This is a genomic window from Duganella rivi (genome assembly GCF_009857435.1).
GTDB classification, from domain to species: Bacteria; Pseudomonadota; Gammaproteobacteria; order Burkholderiales; family Burkholderiaceae_D; genus Rugamonas; species Rugamonas rivi.
The window spans coordinates 129173-147199 of sequence record NZ_WWCK01000006.1; the positions used below are offsets into that span (position 1 = coordinate 129173).

At 62.8% G+C, this 18027-nt stretch carries 10 protein-coding genes; 5 read left to right on the forward strand and 5 right to left on the reverse strand.

Annotation, left to right across the window (positions count from 1 at the left end; all coding sequences use genetic code 11):
* Positions 1-5: 5 nt before the first annotated feature.
* Positions 6-407: a hypothetical protein gene (locus GTP45_RS29430; protein WP_503826746.1), complete on the reverse strand. Its 402-nt coding sequence runs from the start codon at positions 405-407 to the stop codon at positions 6-8.
* On the opposite strand from GTP45_RS29430, the gene GTP45_RS29435 reads away from it, so the two are divergent.
* Positions 357-593: a TMEM165/GDT1 family protein gene (locus GTP45_RS29435; protein ID WP_503826745.1), complete on the forward strand. Its 237-nt coding sequence runs from the start codon at positions 357-359 to the stop codon at positions 591-593. The two genes, GTP45_RS29430 and GTP45_RS29435, sit on opposite strands and share 51 nt — an antisense overlap.
* Here GTP45_RS29435 and GTP45_RS20140 read toward each other — a convergent pair.
* Both GTP45_RS20140 and GTP45_RS20145 read right to left on the reverse strand, forming a co-directional pair.
* Positions 564-9194 (reverse strand): glycoside hydrolase family 94 protein, encoded by an 8631-nt coding sequence (locus GTP45_RS20140; protein WP_161016152.1) that lies wholly within the window; start codon positions 9192-9194, stop codon positions 564-566. The two genes, GTP45_RS29435 and GTP45_RS20140, sit on opposite strands and share 30 nt — an antisense overlap.
* Positions 9195-9395: 201 nt before the next feature.
* Complete coding sequence (locus GTP45_RS20145; RefSeq protein ID WP_161015658.1) at positions 9396-11483, reverse strand: aminotransferase class V-fold PLP-dependent enzyme; 2088 nt, start codon at positions 11481-11483, stop codon at positions 9396-9398.
* 99 nt (positions 11484-11582) lie between these two features.
* Here GTP45_RS20145 and GTP45_RS20150 point away from each other — a divergent pair, with 99 nt between their 5' ends.
* The 3 genes from GTP45_RS20150 to GTP45_RS20160 all read left to right on the forward strand — a co-directional run bounded on the left by GTP45_RS20150 (position 11583) and on the right by GTP45_RS20160 (position 15351).
* On the forward strand, positions 11583-12059 hold the full coding sequence (locus GTP45_RS20150; protein WP_161015659.1) for an Lrp/AsnC family transcriptional regulator: 477 nt from the start codon (positions 11583-11585) through the stop codon (positions 12057-12059).
* Between the two features lie 37 nt (positions 12060-12096).
* Positions 12097-13269: an HPP family protein gene (locus GTP45_RS20155; protein WP_161015660.1), complete on the forward strand. Its 1173-nt coding sequence runs from the start codon at positions 12097-12099 to the stop codon at positions 13267-13269.
* Between the two features lie 273 nt (positions 13270-13542).
* Complete coding sequence (locus GTP45_RS20160; RefSeq protein ID WP_161015661.1) at positions 13543-15351, forward strand: DUF885 domain-containing protein; 1809 nt, start codon at positions 13543-13545, stop codon at positions 15349-15351.
* Between the two features lie 46 nt (positions 15352-15397).
* Here the strand turns inward: GTP45_RS20160 and GTP45_RS20165 are convergent, their stop codons facing one another.
* Entirely contained in the window at positions 15398-15811 is a 414-nt protein-coding gene (locus GTP45_RS20165; RefSeq protein WP_161015662.1) for an acyl-CoA thioesterase, read from the reverse strand.
* A gap of 172 nt (positions 15812-15983) precedes the next feature.
* Here GTP45_RS20165 and GTP45_RS20170 point away from each other — a divergent pair, with 172 nt between their 5' ends.
* Entirely contained in the window at positions 15984-17360 is a 1377-nt protein-coding gene (locus GTP45_RS20170) for a sensor histidine kinase (RefSeq protein ID WP_161015663.1), read from the forward strand.
* On the opposite strand, the gene GTP45_RS20175 is transcribed toward GTP45_RS20170, so the two are convergent.
* Complete coding sequence (locus GTP45_RS20175) at positions 17326-17940, reverse strand: helix-turn-helix domain-containing protein (RefSeq protein WP_161015664.1); 615 nt, start codon at positions 17938-17940, stop codon at positions 17326-17328. The genes GTP45_RS20170 and GTP45_RS20175 overlap by 35 nt on opposite strands.
* Positions 17941-18027: the final 87 nt, after the last annotated feature.

The window sequence follows — 18027 nt, forward strand, 5'->3', positions numbered from 1 at the left end:
AACCTTTATACATCTACATGGAAGCCTTCCTCGTCTCTACCGGCATCGTCGCCCTCGCAGAAATCGGCGACAAAACCCAGCTGCTCGCGTTTGTACTCGCCGCCCGGTTCCGCCGTCCCTTGCCTATCGTTGCCGGTATCTTCGTCGCCACCATTGCCAACCACGCCTTTGCCGCCGCCATCGGTGCATGGATCACCAGCTTGATGGGCCCGGAGATTTTGCGCTGGGTGCTTGGCGCGTCCTTCCTCGCCATGGCCGCGTGGACGCTGGTACCCGATAAGCTCGACGACGAGGACACCGAACTGGCCAGGTACGGCGTATTCCTCACCACCCTGATCGCCTTCTTCATCGCCGAGATGGGCGACAAGACGCAAGTCGCCACCGTGGCGCTGGCGGCGCGCTATCACGGCATCGTCGCCGTGGTGTGCGGCACCACGCTGGGCATGATGCTGGCGAACGTGCCGGCCGTGTACTTCGGCGACAAGATCGCCAACAAGGTCTCGCTCAAGCTGGTGCACGGCATCGCCGCGCTGATTTTCGCAGCGCTGGGCGTGGCGACCTTGTTAGGCGCCGGCGCCAGCCTGGGCGTCTGATGCAGCCGGCAGCGCTGGCAGCAGCAATTCCACTTGCCGCACGCCGCCGCTGTCACTTAGTTCGATCATCTGGTCACGCTGCGGCACGCCGTCCACGGTGAGCTGCGGCGCCTCCGCTGCCGACTGCACCACGCGGATGTGGTACGAGGTGCTTTGATAGCGGTAGGTCAGCGTAAAGTGCGTCCAGCCCTGCGGCATGCGCGGCTCCAGCTTGAGATGCTGCGCGGTACGCGTGAGGCCGAGCAGCGATTCAATAATCAAGCGGTACATCCAGCCGGACGAACCGGTGTACCAGCTCCAGCCGCCGCGCCCGACGTGCGGCGGCACCGCGTAGACGTCGGCCGTGACCACGTAAGGTTCCACCTTGTAGATGGCCGAACCTTCCGCCGTGCGGCCGTGCATGACCGGGTTGATCATGCGCGCCAATTCCCATGCACGCTCGGTTTCGCCCAAGTGGGCAAAGGCCATCGCAGTCCAGATAGCGGCGTGGGTGTACTGCCCGCCGTTCTCGCGCACGCCCGGAACATAGCCACGGATGTAGCCGGGATTCGGCCCCGCTTTATCGAACGGCGGATCAAGCAACTGAATGATGCCGGAATCGCGCCGTACCAGGCGCTGATTGACTTGCTCCATGGCGCCGCGCACGCGCACCGGATCGGCGGCGCCGGACAGCACGCCCCAGCTCTGCGAAATCGAATCGATCTGGCATTCCTCGTTGGTATGCGAACCGAGCGGCGTGCCATCATCGAAATAGGCGCGGCGATACCACTCGCCGTCCCACGCGTTCTGTTCGACGTTGGCGGCGATGCGGCGCGCGTGCTCGCGGCACTCGGCGGCAAAGGCTTGATCGTGGCGCAGGTCGGCCACCTCGGCGAAGCGCTTCAATACTTCGCACAGGAAGAAGGCCAGCCACACGCTCTCACCCTTGCCATGCTCGCCCACTTTATCCATGCCGTCGTTCCAGTCGCAGGAGCCGATCAGCGGCAGGCCGTGCTGGCCGAAGCGCAGGCCATTGCGGATCGCGCGCACGCAGTGATCGTACAGCGAGCCTTGCTCGCCGGAGCGCGCCGGCAGATCGTAGTAAGAATCCTCTTCCGGCTTGACCGGGCGGCCTTCCAGATAAGGCACGCTTTCATCGAGGATGGCCATGTCGCCGGTGCTGGCGACGTAGCGCCATGTACCCAGCGGCAGCCACAGATAATCATCCGAGCAGTGCGTGCGCACGCCGCGATCCGACGGCGGATGCCACCAGTGCTGCACGTCGCCTTCAAGGAATTGGTGCGCGGCGCAAAGCAGCAGTTGATCGCGCAGTAGCTGCGGCTGCGTGTGGATGGTCGCCATTGCATCTTGCAGCTGATCGCGGAAGCCGAATGCGCCGCCGGATTGATAGTAGCCGCTGCGGGCCCAGATGCGGCAGGCGATGGTTTGGTACATCAGCCAGCCGTTGGCGATGACATCCAGCTCGGGCTCCGGCGTTTCGATGCGCACGGCGCCCAGCGCTTGCTCCCAATGTGCGTGCACTGCGGCCAGCGCTTCCTGCGCGGCGCCGGCGCTGCGGTGTTTTTGCACCAAGCTGCTGGCGTCAGCATTGCGGCGGCCGCCCACGCCGAGCGCGAACACAATCTCGCGCTCCTGCCCCGGCAGCAGATCAAACGGCGCCTGGATCGCCGCGCAAGCATCGAGGCCCGCGCCGATCTTGCCCGACAGGCGCGCGCGCCGCAGCGCAGCCGGCGACGCCAGCGTGCCGTTGCGGCCGACGAACTCCGTACGGTCGGCGGTGAAGGTGCGCTGCGCCGCGTCGCAATTGAAGAAGGCCACGCGGCCGCTGAACTCCGTGTTGTAGGCATTCTTGGCGAACAGCGCGCCGCTGACCGGATCAGCCTCGGTGATGATGTGCATGCCGGACTTGGAGCGCATATCGCCCAGCACCCATTCGACGTAGCCGAAGGCCGACAAACGGCGCGGCACCGACGAATCGTTACGCACTTTCAGCACGGTGTATTTGATCGGCGCATCGACGGCGACGAAGGTGGTCATCTCGCTATGGATGCCGGCTTCGATATGCTCAAACACACTGTAGCCAAAACCGTGGCGGGTGATGTAGTCGCCGTTGCCGCGCGCCGGCAAGGCGGTCGGCGACCAGAACTGGCCGCTTTGCTCATCCCGCAGGTAGAAGGCCTCGCCGCTGGCATCGCTGACAGGATCGTTGTTCCACGGCGTCAGGCGATATTCGTGCGCATTCTCGTGCCATGTGTAGGCTTGGCCGCTTTCCGAAATCACCGTGCCGAATTGCGGGTTGGCCAGCACGTTAGACCATGGCGCCGGTGTGCGCTGCGCGTGGCTGGTGGTGATGACGTATTCGCGGCCATCCGGCGTGAAGCCGCCAATGCCGTTTTCCAGCACCAGCCCGCGGGCCGGATGCGTGACCGGGCCGGCGTCCGCATACTCGCCACGGCTGTCGGCCATCAACGGCGGCATGCGCATGGCCGGTGCCGCGGGACGTTTGATTTGCTCGGCCAGTGTGCCGCGCGCATCACTGATGATGGCGCGCGCCACCGATTGCAGCAGCACCCGATCTTCATTCGCAATCTGGTCGGCCAGGCGCACAAAGATGCCGCCCGGCCGGTCAATCGCCTGCGCGTCGATGCCGGAGGCGATCAGGCCCATGATCTGGTCGTGCAAGGCCTGGCGGTAGCCGGATTGGTCTTCGTACCAGATCACCAGGTCCACCACCAGCCCTTTCAAGCGCCAGTAGGCGTGCGCCTGCACCATCTGGCGCGCCAGTTCGATATTGGCCGGGTCTTTGATTTGCAGCAGCACGATGGGCAGGTCGCCGGAAATCGCGTACGCCCACAGGCCGGATTGGCCGCGCTGGTTTTTAATCAGCGTGGAAGCGTCGGCACGCAGGGCTGCGTTTGGATAGATCACCGAGTTGGCGAGGCGGCCGTAAAGCTGCGCATCGGCCTCGCTGGCGTTCAGCTGGCGCAGCACGACCTGGCTATGCGTCCACGCCAGTTCGAATACGCGGTCGGCCAGATGGCGGTCTTGGTATTTGTCGATCAGGTGCAGCGCCGTGTCGCGCTGCTCGGTCATGCCGGTGACGATATCCACCGTCGCAAACTGGTCGGGCTGCAAGGTGATGGTGTAGCGGATTGCCACCACCGGATCGAGCACCGAGCCTTCGCCGCCGCTGAGCGGGCCTCGATTCAGCATGGCCAGCGGCGCCTGCGCCGTGTTGCCGCGGCCGATGAAGCGCGAGCGGTCGGTTTCAAACGATACGTTCACCACCGGCGCATCGTGCACCATCATCGAGTGCACGAGCCACGGCATGATGTCGCCCTGCCCGCGCGGACGGCGCGTGCACAGGATGGCGTTTTCGTCGCGCAGGATTTCGGTCTGCACGAATAGCTTGCTGAAGGCCGGATGCGCATTGTCGGCGGCGGCCGGCGCCATCACCACTTCGGCAAAGCTGGTGACTTCGATGGTGCGCACGCGGTCGCTCTTGTTGGTGATGCGGGTGCGGCGCAATTCGATATCGTCTTCCGGCGAGACCACGATTTCGGTGTACAGGTCGATATGGCGGTCGCTGCGCCGGAACTCGGCGCGGCCTTCGGAGAAGATCACTTCAAACTTGCGCGGATCGACCAGCGTAGGCTGATAGGTGGTAGACCAGAATTCGCCATCTTCCACATCGCGCACGTAGCAGAAGTTGCCCCAGTTATCGCGCGTGCTGTCTTCGCGCCAGCGCGTCACGGCCAAGTCCTTCCAGCGGCTGTAGCTGCCGCCGGCGTTGGTGACCATGACGTGATAGCGGCCATTCGACAGCAACTGCGTTTCCGGCACTGGCGTGGAATGCTGCGTCAGTATCCGCATCGGCGCCGACTGCTCTACCGTGTTGGTGCGGATCGCCGCCAGTTCAGCGGTGTTGGAGTAGAAGGCGCCTGCTTGCGGGCTGCGTTCTTGCAGCACCAGCAGCGTCGATTGCAGCAGCGGGTCGGATTCAAACCGGCGCTGCATCGGCCGGTCGTGCAGCAGGTAGCTCAGGGACAGTAAGCCCATGCCCTGATGGTGAACCATGAACGAACGGATCACGGCGTAGTTCTGGCCGCGCGGCAGGCGCGAGGTGGTGTAGTCGATCGCTTCGTAGAAGCCGTAGCGGCCCATGAAGCCCAGTTCCGCCATCTTTTGCAGATTGGCGCAGGAGGCTTCCGGCTCCACCATCAATCCCATCATGCTGGCATAAGGCGCGATGACCAGATCGTCGGCCAGACCGCGCTTGAGACCCAGTCCCGGCACGCCAAACGCGCGGTACTGGTAATTGAGGCTGGCGTCGACCGTGTTGTAGCCGGATTCGGAAATCCCCCACGGCACGCTGCGGCGCTTGCCGTAATCGATTTGCGCGTCGATTACCGAGTGGTAGGTTTGGTCGAGCAGGGTGCTGGGATAATTTGGCATCACCAGCAGCGGCATCAGGTACTCGAACATGGAGCCGCTCCACGACAGCAGCACCGGCTTGCCTGCCACGATGCACAGCTGGCGGCCCAGCGCGAACCAGTGCTCTTGCGGCAGCTGCCCTTGCGCGATGGCGACGAAGCTGGCGAGGCGCACTTCCGATGCCAGCAAATCGTAGTAGCTGGCGTCCAGGCGGCGCTCGGTGACGTTGTAGCCGATGGCCAGCAAGTTGGTGGTCTGGTTGTAGAGGAAACCGTATTCCATCTGTGCGAATGCGCCGCAGCGCTGCGCCAGATCGGCCAGCGCGCGCATGCGTTCGTGCGCAGCGAGACTGCCTTGTTCAAACAGCCGCGCCAGTTGGTTTTGACGCTCGCGCTCAGCCGGCGCCAAGTCGCTGGCCGCGACGGCAGCGCTGGCGCGGGACAGGCCGGCCAGTTCGCGCAGGGTCGGCATACGCGCCATGCTGGTGTCGTACACCAAATCGCCCGACAGCGCAGACCATGGCGCCAGCGTATTCAACTCATCCAGCGCGGCGCGGCATTGCTGCTCCAGCGATGCCGCCCATGCGGCGCCGGCTTCGCTGTGGGCGGTGGCGTGCGGCAGCAGGTCATCAACGGCGGCGGCAACGCGCAGCAGCCATGCGTACAGTTGCTGAAGATTGGATGCATCCGGCGTTGGCGTCAGCGCGTTGAGCAAGGCGCTGGCTTTGTGGGTGGCGGTATCGGACAGTGTTTCGTCCAGCACGCGCGCGGTGGCGGTGATGCCGTCGACAATTTGCGGGCCGATCACCGGCTGGTCGTACAGGCCGGTGAGGCCGGGCTGCAAGGTCAGCAAGTGGCCGGCGAGGTTGCCGCTGTCCACCGTCGAGATGTAGATCGGCTGCAGCGGCTTGAGGGTCTGCGTATCGTACCAGTTGTAGAAGTGGCCTTGATGGCGCTCCAGCTTATCCATCGTGTCCAACGTGTTGGCGACGCGCGTCATCATTTGCGCCACCGTGATATAGCCGAAATCGACGGCGGTCAAATTCGCCAGCAAGGCCAGGCCGATGTTGGTGGGCGAGGTGCGGTGCGCCACCACTTGCACGGGGTGCTCCTGCATATTATCTGGCGGCAGCCAGTTGTCTTCCGGGCCGACGAAGCGGTCGAAGTAAGCCCAGGTGCGGCGCGCCAGTTGCTGCAGGAATTGATTTTGCTCCGGCGTGAGTTGCGCGGATTTGCGCGCGATCGGGCGGCTGATCCAATCGGCCACCGCTGGCGCGACCAGCCACGCCAGCAGGAATAGCGCGGCGGGCGGCAAACTAGCAGGTTTCCATCCGAGCAGCGCGCCGCCGACGAACAGCGCCAGCACCGGCGCGATCCACATGGTGCGCCACGTGCTGGCCGCGCCGTCGGCCTGGCGTACCAGCGCCGATGCTCGCCACTCCAGCAGGCGGCGATGCGATACCACTGAGCGCCACAGGCTGCGCGAGATGGCGTCCATGCTGAAGTAGGCTTCGTACGGCAGGAAAACCAGCATCAGTATCGCGTGCGAGAACTGCATGCCGGCGCGGCGCAGCGCGGCGCGGATATGCTGGCTCCACAAGGTGTCGCGCGGACGGCGGCACAGGTCGTGCGTCATGCTCACCAGCGGTGGCAGGAAGATCACGGCAAGCACGGCGCCAGTCCACAGCCATGGGTCGGGCAGCCAGCGCCACGCGGTGATCAGCGACAGCACCAGGGCCGGCGCGGTCAGGCTGCGGCGCAGATTGTCGAACAGCTTCCAGCGCGACAGCAGCGACAGCGGATTCTTTTCGCGCTTGCCGCTGCGGCCCGGCACACGGCCGGCCAGCCAGCCTATCAGCTGCCAGTCGCCGCGGATCCAGCGCTGGCGGCGGCTGACGTCTTCGCTGTAGCGCGCGGGATAGGCTTCGTAGAGTTGTGCATCGCTCAGCAAGCCGGCGCGCAGGTAGCAGCCTTCCAGCAGGTCGTGGCTGAGGATTTTGTTTTCCGGCAGGCGGCCGCCCAGCACTTGCTCGAACACGTCGACGTCGTAGATGCCCTTGCCGATGAAGGAGCCTTCGAAGAATACGTCTTGATACACGTCCGACACGGTGCGGGTGTAGGGATCGATGCCCGGTTCGCCGCCGCATAGTTTTTCATAGCGCGAGGCATTTTCGCTCGGCAGGCTGACCGCCACGCGCGGCTGCAGGATGCCGTAGCCTTCGGTCACGCGGCCGCGCTGCATATCGATACGCGCGCGGTTGAGCGGATGCTGCATGGTGGCGATGAATTGGGCGGCCGCATCGCGCGGCAATTGGGTATCGGTGTCCAGCGTGATGACGTAGCGGATGCTTGCCAATTCGCTGGTATCGCCCACCACCACCGAGAATTTGTCGCGCGCGCCGCCGCGCAGGTAGCGGTTCAGGTCTTCCAGCTTGCCGCGCTTGCGCTCATAGCCCATCCACACGCCTTCCTGCGGATTCCACAGGCGCGGGCGATGCAGCAGCAGGAAGGGCTGGTCTTCGGCGTACTTGTGATTGAGGTGGGTGGCGCAGCGTTTCAGCTGCTCGATCAGCGCATCATCGGTCGGCAGCTTCTCGGCGCGGGCGTCGGCGAAATCGGTCAGCAGGCAAAACTTCAAATTCGGATCGCGGTTGGCGAGGAAGCGCACTTCCATTTGCTCGAACAGGTCTTCGATGTTTTCCTTGCTGTAGACCAGTGTCGGCACCACCACCAGCGCACGCGCATCGGCCGGGATGCCGTCCTTGTAGTCCATGCGCGGCAAGGGATTGGGCCGCGTGACCAAAGTGGCAAACCAGTTCACGAGACTCAGCGCCAGCTGGCTGCTGCCCAGTAGCGCCAGCACGCCCAGCACCACCAGCACCAGACCATGCACGCCGTGGAAGGCGGCGCGCTCCAGCAGCAGCGCGGTGCACACCAGCGCTATCGCGGCGATGGCGCCGAGGTAGGAAGTCAGCGGCGAGGCGCGCGAGGTTTGCTGCAAGGCCTCCAGCCACGGACGGCGCATGCCCGCTTGATGCTCCAGCAGCGGCAGGCCGCCGCCGATTAAATAGAAGCCCACGTGGCCATGGCGCGCATCGCCCTTGCCGTGATGGTTGAGCGCCAGCTGCAAGGCTTGCTGCGCGACTTCCACTTCGCTGAAGCGCGAGCGCTTGGCGATTTTTTCAATCGCGTGGCGGTACTGGTCGCGCGTGGCGAATTCCATTTTGCCGTAGACGTCGGCCGGATCCTGGCGCAGCGTTTGTTCGACCACGCTCATGGTCTCGACAAACTCTTGCCAGTCCATGGTGCCGAGGAAGCGCAGGCTGCCGATGCTGTTGGCGATCGATACCTGCTCCGCTGCCTGCAATTGAATCTCGGCCTGGATCTGCTGCTCGATGGTCTGCCCGCTTTCTGCGAGGCGGTGCGTGATCCACGTCAGCGCCAGGGTCAGCGCGGGGCTTTGTCCTTGCAGGCGGCGCGCCAGCTCGGCCACGAAGGCGCTGGTGATGGGCGGATTGGAACGCGCCATATCGGCCACCATCAAGATCAAGCCGCTCGGATTCTTGTCCGCGATCTCGGTCATCTGGTCGGCCCAGGTGTTGGCGAGGTCGCGCTGGATGCGGTTCTCGGCCATGCGCGCGGCCACGCGGCGCAGATTCTCGATCAGCGCCAGCCGCAGCATGATAGGAATCGCCCACAATTCGCCCAGCTTGAGCGTGGCGACTTCTTGGTAGGCGTCGACAAAGCGGCACAGCGATTCGGGATCGACGCGGCCATCGCCGTGGGAAATGATTTCCAGCGCGATTTTGTACACGCGCGGGCAGCCATCCCACGCGCCCTTGCCCAAGCGCGGCAATTCCTTGCTGTAATCCTTGGGCAGGTGGCGGCGGGCAATACGGATTTGTTCTTCGATTAAATAGAAATTGTCCAGCAGCCACTCTGAGGCTGGCGTGATCTGGCGCCCGGCCTTGACGGCGGCGGTCAGCTCGTCGCAGGTGGAGTCGATAATGGCGGCGTTTTCCGAGAGCCGCGACAACAGGCGGTCACGCCCGCCGCGCTTGCTCAACTCGTGATGCCGCGCCAGCGTCTTGCCGTGCGCCGCCATTTGGGCAGCGCTGAACAATTCTGCCCGCAGCGGCAAATCCTCATCGTCTTCGTCGGAGAGCATGGCGCCGGACGGCGATTCGCGAAAGCCGAGCGCGAGCTCAGGCAGCAGGGGATGGGGGGTATTCAACTTTGACCTCGCTTCTGTTCTGCGCACGGCAGTATGGGTCAGGAAATCGTACTGGGGCGCACGGCATGCGACTGTGCGCTGACGTACATACGAGGTCAGCAAAAGAAATGGGCCGCAGTTGCGGCCCGGAATACGCTATGCGGCGAGAGGAAGCGGCGGGGCCAGCGCGAGGCCGCCGCTGAGGCTGTACGCCTGCTGGTGACCAAGGCGACGCAGGCATTGCGCGGCCTTCATGCTGCGGTTGCCGCTGCGGCAGAAGAACACCAGCGGCGCCTGTTCGGCGCGCAGCCAGCCACTAGCGTGCTCAGCCAAGCGGCTCAGCGGCACGCTCAGCGCCACGCGGCCGGCCAGCGCTGGCGCGATGGCGGCGGCAAACTCGTATGGCTCGCGCACATCGACCAGGCGCGCGTTTGGATGCGCTTGCAGGAAGGCGTCGAGCGCGCTCCTGTCGAGTTGCGCGTCGGCAGCGAGCGTTGCCTGCGGTGCAGCGACGGTGCAGAACTGGTTGTGCTCGTCACGCGTTGGGCACAGCAGGGTCTGCGCGGTGCTTACCGCGTGCAGCGCTTGCTGCACCGGGTGGGCGCTGAAGGCGAAGCGTACCGATGCGGCCGGCAGCGTCGCGCCTTGCGGCGTGCCCAGCAGATAGGCGCGCAGTTCGTCGCCGGTGCCGCAGTGCACGCAGGCCAGCACTTGTTGGCCGAGCTTGATGCTGGCGGCGCCGCTGCCGTTTTCCAGCACAAGGCCGGCAGCGGCGTTCAGCGGCCAGCCATACTCGTCGGCATCGGCGTGGCGGTTGAAATGGCGGCCCAGCGCCTCGATCAGCATGGCGCGGCCGGCGTTCGGCAAGGTGCTGACGATGGCTTGCACCTGGTAATTCTGGCAGCGCACATAGGATTCGATGCGGGCCACGTGATCGGGCAGCGGATCGATGACGATGCAGCTGCGGCTGGCGGCGTCCAGCACCATCCAGCTGCACGCGCCCTCCACGCCCAGTTGCAACAAGCCGTCATGCGGCACGGCGGTGCGTTCGGATGGGATCAGACAGCTCGCGCGCAACGCAGCGCCGCAACGTTCGATGCGGGCGCAGGCGGCGGCGATGGTGGCCTCGTCGGCCAGCGGGCCGAACGACATACGGATGGCGCCGGCGCTGCGCCACAGCGGCAAGCCCATGGCGTCCAGCACGTAGCTCGGCGCTGCCTTGGACGAGGAACAGGCGCTGCCGGCGCTGACGCGCACCTCGGCGGCGTCGAACACGTCCATCAGCTCGCGGCTGGAGAGGCCCGGTACGGCGAAGTTCAGCGTGGTTGGCAGCGCTTTGTCGAAAGGATTGTTGAAAACCACGCCCGGCAGTGCGGCGCGCAGGCTGTCGGCGAGACGCGCGCGGAAGGCGCACAGCTCGGCTTGGGTGCGGAAGGTGTCGCCGCGTTCCAGTGCGGACAGCACGGCGCCCAGCGCGGCGATGCCGGCCATGTTCTCGGTGCCGGAGCGCTGGCCCGACTCCTGCCCGCCGCCCATGATCAGCGGCGTGAACGGCGCGCCGGCGCGCACGTACAGCATGCCGATGCCTTTTGGCGCATACAGTTTATGGCCGGAGAACGGCGCGTAATCGATGCGGGTAGACGACAGATCCAGCTTGAGCTTGCCCAGCGCCTGGACGCAGTCGACCATCCACAGGGCTGCGGTATTGGTTTGCGCCAGCACCGCTTCAATGCCAATGAGGTCGCTGACGACACCGGTTTCGTTGTTGGCGGCCATGGTGCAGACCATGGCCGCTTGCGGCGCCACCTCGCGCAGCGCTGCCAGGTCATGCACACCGTCGTGGCCGACCGGCAGCTTGTGCAGCGCCAGGTTCAGGCCCAGCAGGCGATTCCAGTGCGCCAGGCTTTCCGGCACGGCTTTGTGTTCGGTAGCGCCATAGACCAGCAGCGAGCCGATGGCCTCGCCCGCGTCGCGGCGTTCGCGCAATGCGACCAATGCCGACAGCACGGCGGTCTGGATGCCCTCGGTGGCGCCGCTGTTGAACATCAGGCGGCCCTGACCCACGCCCAGCAGACGCGCGGCGCAGGCACGGGCGTCGTCGAGGATCACTTTAGCCTTGAGGCCGGTCGCGTGGGTGCTGCTCGGATTGCCGTAGCGCTGGCCCATGGCGTCGATGGCCGCGGCGATGGCGGCGGGGAGCACAACGCTGGTGGCGTTGCTGTCGAGGTAGATTTCGGTAGTCATCCGTATAGCTTACGCACTGAAGCTGAAATAAACGTACCAAAATTACGCTTGCAAGCCTAAGATGTAGTTGTTTTATACTCCCATTTACGGAATGTTAGAATGAACCAACTTGACCGCTACGATTACGCCATTCTCGACGCCCTGCAACGCGACGGCACGCTGTCGGTTGCCCAGCTAAGCGAGCAGGTCGGCCTGTCCTCCACGCCATGCTGGAAACGGCTGCGCCGGCTGGAAGAGGAAGGCTATATCGAGAACCGCGTGGCCATCATCAACCGCCGTAAAGTGGGCTTGCCGGTGACGGTATTTGTCAGCATCCGCATCACCCAGCACGATGAAAGCTGGTTCGCGCGCTTTGCCGACGCCGTGGCGGCCCTGCCGGAAATCCAGGAGTTTCACCGCATGAGCGGCGACGTGGACTATCTTTTAAAGGTGGTTACCACCGATATCGAAGGATATGACCGATTTTACAAGAAGTTGATTAAATCCGTGAAACTCACCGGCGTGTCGTCGGCGTTTTCCATGGAGCAGATCAAGATCACCACCTCTCTGCCGCTAGGCCTGCTGTCGCACCAATAAATGCGATAATGCATCTTTAAAATACTGGATTAAGTCCATGCGCGCCTTCTTTGCCAGCTGGCTGCCCAGCCCTGCCACTGCCAACCGCCGAGAACAATTGCGCGCCGCCGCCGGCGCCCTGCTCGGCATCGTGCTGACCGCCCTGCTCAGCCAAGCGCTGCTGAAATCAACCCATGCGGCGGCCTTCCTCGTCGCGCCGATCGGCGCCTCCTCGGTGCTGCTGTTTGCGCTGCCGTCCAGTCCCCTGGCGCAGCCGTGGTCTGCCATTGGCGGCAACGTCATCAGCGGATTGCTGGGCGTGGCGTGCGTGCGCTGGCTAGGCCACAGCCTGCCGCTGCCCTTACTTGCAGGCGTGGCTTGCGGCGCGGCAATTGCCGCCATGTTCGCCCTGCGCTGCCTGCATCCGCCCGGCGGCGCGGTGGCGCTGACCACGGTGATCGGCGGCGCGGCGGTACAGGCGGCCGGCTTTGAATTCGTGCTGATGACGGTGCTGGCCGATACCGTGCTGCTGGTGCTGATGGCCATCACTTACAACAATCTGACCGGGCGCAGCTATCCGCACGTGCAGCAAGCCGCGCACATCAACCCGCACGCCACCAAGGACGCGGTGCCGACCGTGCGGCTTGGTTTCAAGCCGGAAGACCTGGACGCGGTGCTGCAACAGCACAACCAAGTGCTGGACATTAGCCGCGACGACCTGGAATCGCTGTTCATGCAGACCGAGCAGCGCGCTTACAACCGCCGCTTCGGCATCATCCATTGCGCCGACATCATGTCGCGCGATGTGATCAGCGCCGAGTTCGGCACTGGCCTGGCAGAAGCGTGGTCGCAAATGCGCACGCACCGCGTGGCGGCGCTGCCGGTGCTGAACCGCGCGCGGCGCGTAATCGGCATTGTCACCCAGAGCGATTTCCTCGAGCACGGCGGGCTGGACGACTACGGCAGCATCCGCCAGCAACTCCAACGCTTCTTGCGCAAGAGCGGCGTAACGCATACGGAAAAAGCCGAGGTGGTGGGCCAGATCATGAGCGCCCATCCAACCACTGCGCGCATCGATACGCCCATCGTCGACCTGGTGCCTCTGATGGCGGACTCAGGCTTCCATCACATCCCCATCGTCGACCAAGAGCAGCGATTTGTCGGCATCGTTACCCAATCGGACTTGCTGGCGGCGCTCTACGAAAGCCGCTTCGCCGAAGCGGCCGCATAAAAAAGGCCGCGCACAAGGCGCGGCCAATGACGTGGCACACTATTTTTATCGCTTGTTCTTCAACCCGTTCATATGTCCCCCGAAGTTTTTTTTGTTGGTGCCGCAGGAACCCATATTACTCCTCATCTGATAGCCAATCGACAAATTAAATGGCAATCTGGTAGCAACTATTACCGCTACAAAACAATGTGTCGCTGATACAAAAATTGTCCCCGCGCTAGCCCCTTGATGGCTTATGCTGTCGGCCAACTTTGTTACACCGAGGATTTCTACATGACGTATCGCCGCAACATCATCGCTCCACTGGCCGCCGCCGTCGCGCTGGCCTTCGCGCCGCTGGGCGCTGCCACTGCCGCACCGGCCGCCAAGGTCAGCGCCGAAGTCGCCGAAGCAGGCCACAAAGCCCTGCTGGCCATTGCAGATCAGTACTACGATGCCGCTGCGCGCTTCGAGCCTATCGGCGCGACAGAGAATGGCGACAACCGTTTTGACGATCAGCTGGGCATGAGCATTTCGCCGGTGAAGCGCGCAGCGCAATTCAAGCTGTACCGCCAGTTCGCGCAGCGCCTGAAGGCCGTCAAGCGCGAGCAACTGGTCGAGAGCGACCGCATCAACTACGACATCCTTCAATACGAGCTGAACGGCTTGATCGCCATGGAACGCTTCCCCGAGCACCTGCTGCCGCTGAGCCAGATGGACAGCATGCCGGTGACGCTGGCCAATTACGCGGGCGGCGAAGCGTCGCAGCCGATCGGCACTGTCAAGGAATACGAGGCCTATCTGAGCCGCGTGTCGCAACTGCCGGCGTGGATCGACCAAGCCATCGCCAATATGCGCGAGGGCATGAAAAAAGGCGTGACCCAGCCGAAGCCGCTGATGGTGTCGGCCCTGCCCCAGTTCAAGCAATTGCTGAGTGCAACGCCGGAAGCCAGTATTTACTACACGCCGATCACCAAGCTGCCGGCGTCGTTCCCGGATGCCGACAAGCCGCGTTTGACGGCCGCCTACCGCAACACCATCAACGATAAAGTGATGCCGGCGCTGGTGCGCCTCGCTAACTTCATCGAGCACGACTACTTGCCGGCTTGCCGCACCACGACCGGCCTGAGCGCAGTGCCGGACGGCGCAGCCTGGTATCAGGCGCGTGTCGCCAACGCGACGACAACTTCGCTTAAACCGGAAGAAATCCACGCGATCGGCCTGAAAGAAGTCGCGCGCATTCAGTCGGAATTTGCCGTGCTCGGCCCGAAATTGGGCTACACCGGCCCGGCCGCCGGCTTGCCGGTGTGGGTGGCGGCGCAAGCCAAGTTCTACCCGTTCAAGACGGAAGAGGAAGTGCAAGCGGTCTACCACAAGCTCAGCGATGTGCTCGACACCAAGCTGCCGCAGATGTTCACCCTGCTGCCGAAAGCCAAGCTGGATCTGCGCCTTGAGCCGGAACTGAGCCGCGCCACCGCTTCCGACCACTACACCGCACCGGCCGGCGATGGTTCGCGCCCGGGCGTGTTCTGGTCGGTGGTCAATGATCCAAGCAAGTACGGCAGCACCGGCATGACCACCTTGTTCCTGCACGAAGGCAAGCCGGGCCACCACTTCCACATCGCCCTGACGCAGGAATTGAATCTGCCGAACTTCCGTAAATTCGGCGGCAACAACGCCTTCACTGAAGGTTGGGCGCTGTACGCAGAAACCTTGGGCAAGGAAATGGGCTTGTTTGAAGATCCGGCCCAGTACTTCGGCCACCTGAATGATGAGATGCTGCGCGCCGTGCGTCTGGTGGTGGACACCGGCATGCACGCCAAGGGCTGGACTCGCGAGCAAAGCATCCAGTACATGAAAGATACGCTGGGCTATGACGTGGTGGCCAAGACCGAGACCGAGCGCTACATGGCTTGGCCGGGTCAGGCGCTGGGCTACAAAGTAGGTTCGCTGAAGATCCAGGAACTGCGCGCGCGTGCTCAGAAGGCGCTGGGCGACAAGTTCAACCTGCCGGCCTTCCACGCGGTGGTGCTGGGCGACGGCACCGTGCCGCTGGCCCTGCTGGAGCAAAAGGTTGATCGCTGGATCGCTTCTCAGCAATAAAGCAGTCATCTGAAAAGGCGGGCTGTTCGGCCCGCCTCCTCCACGCTTACTTCACGTAACGCTTAATGCTGGCGATCACCGCCTCCGGCAGCGCGGTGATTTGCTTGGCATGGTTGGCAAACACGATTTGCTGACGCCCCACCGACACCGGCTTGCCGCCCGCAAAAAACCGGAACTCCAGCCAAAAGGAGCACTTCTTCACGTCATAGGCGTTCAACTCGCAAGCGATGTCCTGGAACGGGAAGGTCTCGTGCAAATAGTCCTGCTCCGCGTGCTTGGTAATGAATACGCCTTCGTTTTGCAGCATGTCGCGCGAAATACACTCGAAGAACCACTTTTCGCGGCAGATACCTTGCCATTCGAAGTAGCGGGCGAAATAGGTGTTGCCATAGGCATTAGAGTCCTTCAGGTAGATGGTCAGGGAATGGGTGAAGGTTTGGTTGGTCACTTGCATCAGCATGATGAGACTCCTTAAGTAGTTGGATGGTTACCCGGCAACCGGGCAGCACCACTACGCGGGAGTTGGCGTGAAGGAAGTTTGATCTGGCGCAAAGGCTGTTACGAAAAACAAGCGAGGCTGTTCAGCAAGCGCAATACTTGTCTGACCTCTCAACTTGTCTGGAACCAGCATCATGCACTCCCTTCTGCCCGCCGTGGTCTCCCTGCTGTTCCTGTGCTACGGCGCTTACGTGCTGCACTCGCGCGGGGTCAGCCGCATCAGCCTGACCTTCTTCCTGCTGTGCAGCACCACCTTTTGCTGGCAATTCACGTGGGCCATCCTGTTCCAGATGCATGACGCGCACGAGGCGCTGTCGCTGGCCAAGCTCGGCTACCTGATGATCTTGTTCCTGCCGACCACGCTGTACCACTTCATCTCGGAGTTGGCGGCACAGCGCGGCGAGGGGCGCTGGGTAGCGCTGTCCTATGGCATGGCCGGGGTGCTGGGTCTGCTGCTGCTGACCACGGACTGGGTGGTGGCCGGGCTGTATCCATATTTCTTCGGCTACTACCCTAAGGCCGGCCTGCTGCATCCCTTGCACTTGCTGCAAACTGCGCTGGTGGTCGGGCGCGGGCTGTGGCTGCTGTACCGGCGTCAGCGCATGGCGGTTTCCACCGAGCGCACCCGGCTGCGCTATTGCCTGGTCAGCTTACTGATCTACTTTTTTGCCTCGGTTGATTACCTGTGCAACTACGGCGTGCAGTTTTACCCGCCGGGCGTGCTGTTTGTCGCCACCAGCCTCGGCCTGATTGCCCAGGCCATGGTGCGCTACAACTTGCTGGCCGATCCGCTGGAGGTTGCGGCCACCATCGCCCACGAGATGCGCACGCCGCTGGCGACCATCCGCAACCAGTCGCGCGTACTCAGCCGGTGCTTGCCGGAATTGTTGGCAGGCTACCAGCGGGCGGTTGAGCAGCAATTGCTGGCGCCGACGCTGTCGGCAGCGCAGTTGCAATACTTGCATCAGTTTAATCAGCACATCGAAACCGAGATCAGCCGCTCCAATTTTATCGTCGACATGATGCTGGCCTCGGCGCGCGCCGGCACGCTGGCGCGTAGCGATTTTGCCAACCATTCAATCAAGAAATGCGTGGACGAGGCGCTGGCCAGTTATCCGTTTGAAACGTCGATGCGGGAAAAAGTCCGGGTGCGCGGCGGTGAAGACTTCACCTTTTTCGGCTCGGACGTGCTGCTGGTGTACGTGCTGTACAACCTGTTCAAGAATGCCTTGCACGCGATTAAAGCGGCGGGCCGGGGCGAAGTGGAGATTCGTTTAATGGGCCGGCAATTAACGGTAACGGACACCGGCGTGGGTATTCCCGACGATATATTGCCCCATGTATTTGAACCGTTTTATAGCACCGGCGGAACTGGATTGGGATTGGCGTTTTGCCGGAAAGTGATTACTGCGTTTGGCGGCAATATTCAATGTGAATCACAGGCGGGAAAATATACGCGCTTTGCTTTATCGTTTCCTACCCGGCCAATTGATTTAAATCGTCGCCGCTGACTTTTTCCAAATCCGTTTCATCGCCCAAAACATAAATCTTTTGACCGCGCAAAACCTCCAGAATAAATGGCTGTTGTTCGCGCAGGCGGCGTTTAAAATCGGGAATAGAATAAAGGTTGGGATTGATTTTACGGCGCAATAAACGTTCAGCGACCGGCAGGCGCGATAATAACTCGCCGTAGCTGGTGTTATCGCCGATCAGCAGTAATTCAACGGCAGTATCCATGCCTTCGTGTTCCTTGGCGGTGGCGCCATAAACAAAGGCCACATTCAACACGTGCTGCAAAGGGGCCAGTGCCGAATTCAACACGCTGACCAGGCCGAAGGTTTTTTTCACCAGGCCGCTCAATTCGCCGAATACGATGCAATCCTTGTTCGGCTTAAACCGACGCACATTGCCGATGCGCTCAGACACGATCACGCCCGACTCGTGCAGCCGCTTCAGCTCGCGCTGCGCCGATGCGCTGCCCAGTCCGGTGAGGCGCATGATCTCATTCAAGTGGAAACCTTGATTGACACGTACAAACAGCAAGCCCAGCAGTTTCTGCTGGGCGGGAGTGAAGAGGGCTTGAGCAATCATGAGCCAAATCTTAGCATGAACGAACTATTTGCTGGCATGTAAAAGAAGCGGATTCACAATGTATCATCACGCAACAAGCGGCATCTC

Excerpts from the sequence above, each read along its gene's own strand:
- GTP45_RS20170 (WP_161015663.1), top strand. The coding sequence starts at position 15,984 with ATGCACTCCCTTCTGCCCGCCGTGGTCTCCCTGCTGTTCCTGTGCTAC.
- GTP45_RS20140 (WP_161016152.1), bottom strand. The coding sequence starts at position 9,194 with ATGCTCTCCGACGAAGACGATGAGGATTTGCCGCTGCGGGCAGAATTG.
- GTP45_RS20155 (WP_161015660.1), top strand. The coding sequence starts at position 12,097 with ATGCGCGCCTTCTTTGCCAGCTGGCTGCCCAGCCCTGCCACTGCCAAC.
- GTP45_RS20160 (WP_161015661.1), top strand. The coding sequence starts at position 13,543 with ATGACGTATCGCCGCAACATCATCGCTCCACTGGCCGCCGCCGTCGCG.
- GTP45_RS20175 (WP_161015664.1), bottom strand. The coding sequence starts at position 17,940 with ATGATTGCTCAAGCCCTCTTCACTCCCGCCCAGCAGAAACTGCTGGGC.
- GTP45_RS29435 (WP_503826745.1), top strand. The coding sequence starts at position 357 with ATGGGCGACAAGACGCAAGTCGCCACCGTGGCGCTGGCGGCGCGCTAT.
- GTP45_RS20145 (WP_161015658.1), bottom strand. The coding sequence starts at position 11,483 with ATGACTACCGAAATCTACCTCGACAGCAACGCCACCAGCGTTGTGCTC.
- GTP45_RS20165 (WP_161015662.1), bottom strand. The coding sequence starts at position 15,811 with ATGCTGATGCAAGTGACCAACCAAACCTTCACCCATTCCCTGACCATC.
- GTP45_RS20150 (WP_161015659.1), top strand. The coding sequence starts at position 11,583 with ATGAACCAACTTGACCGCTACGATTACGCCATTCTCGACGCCCTGCAA.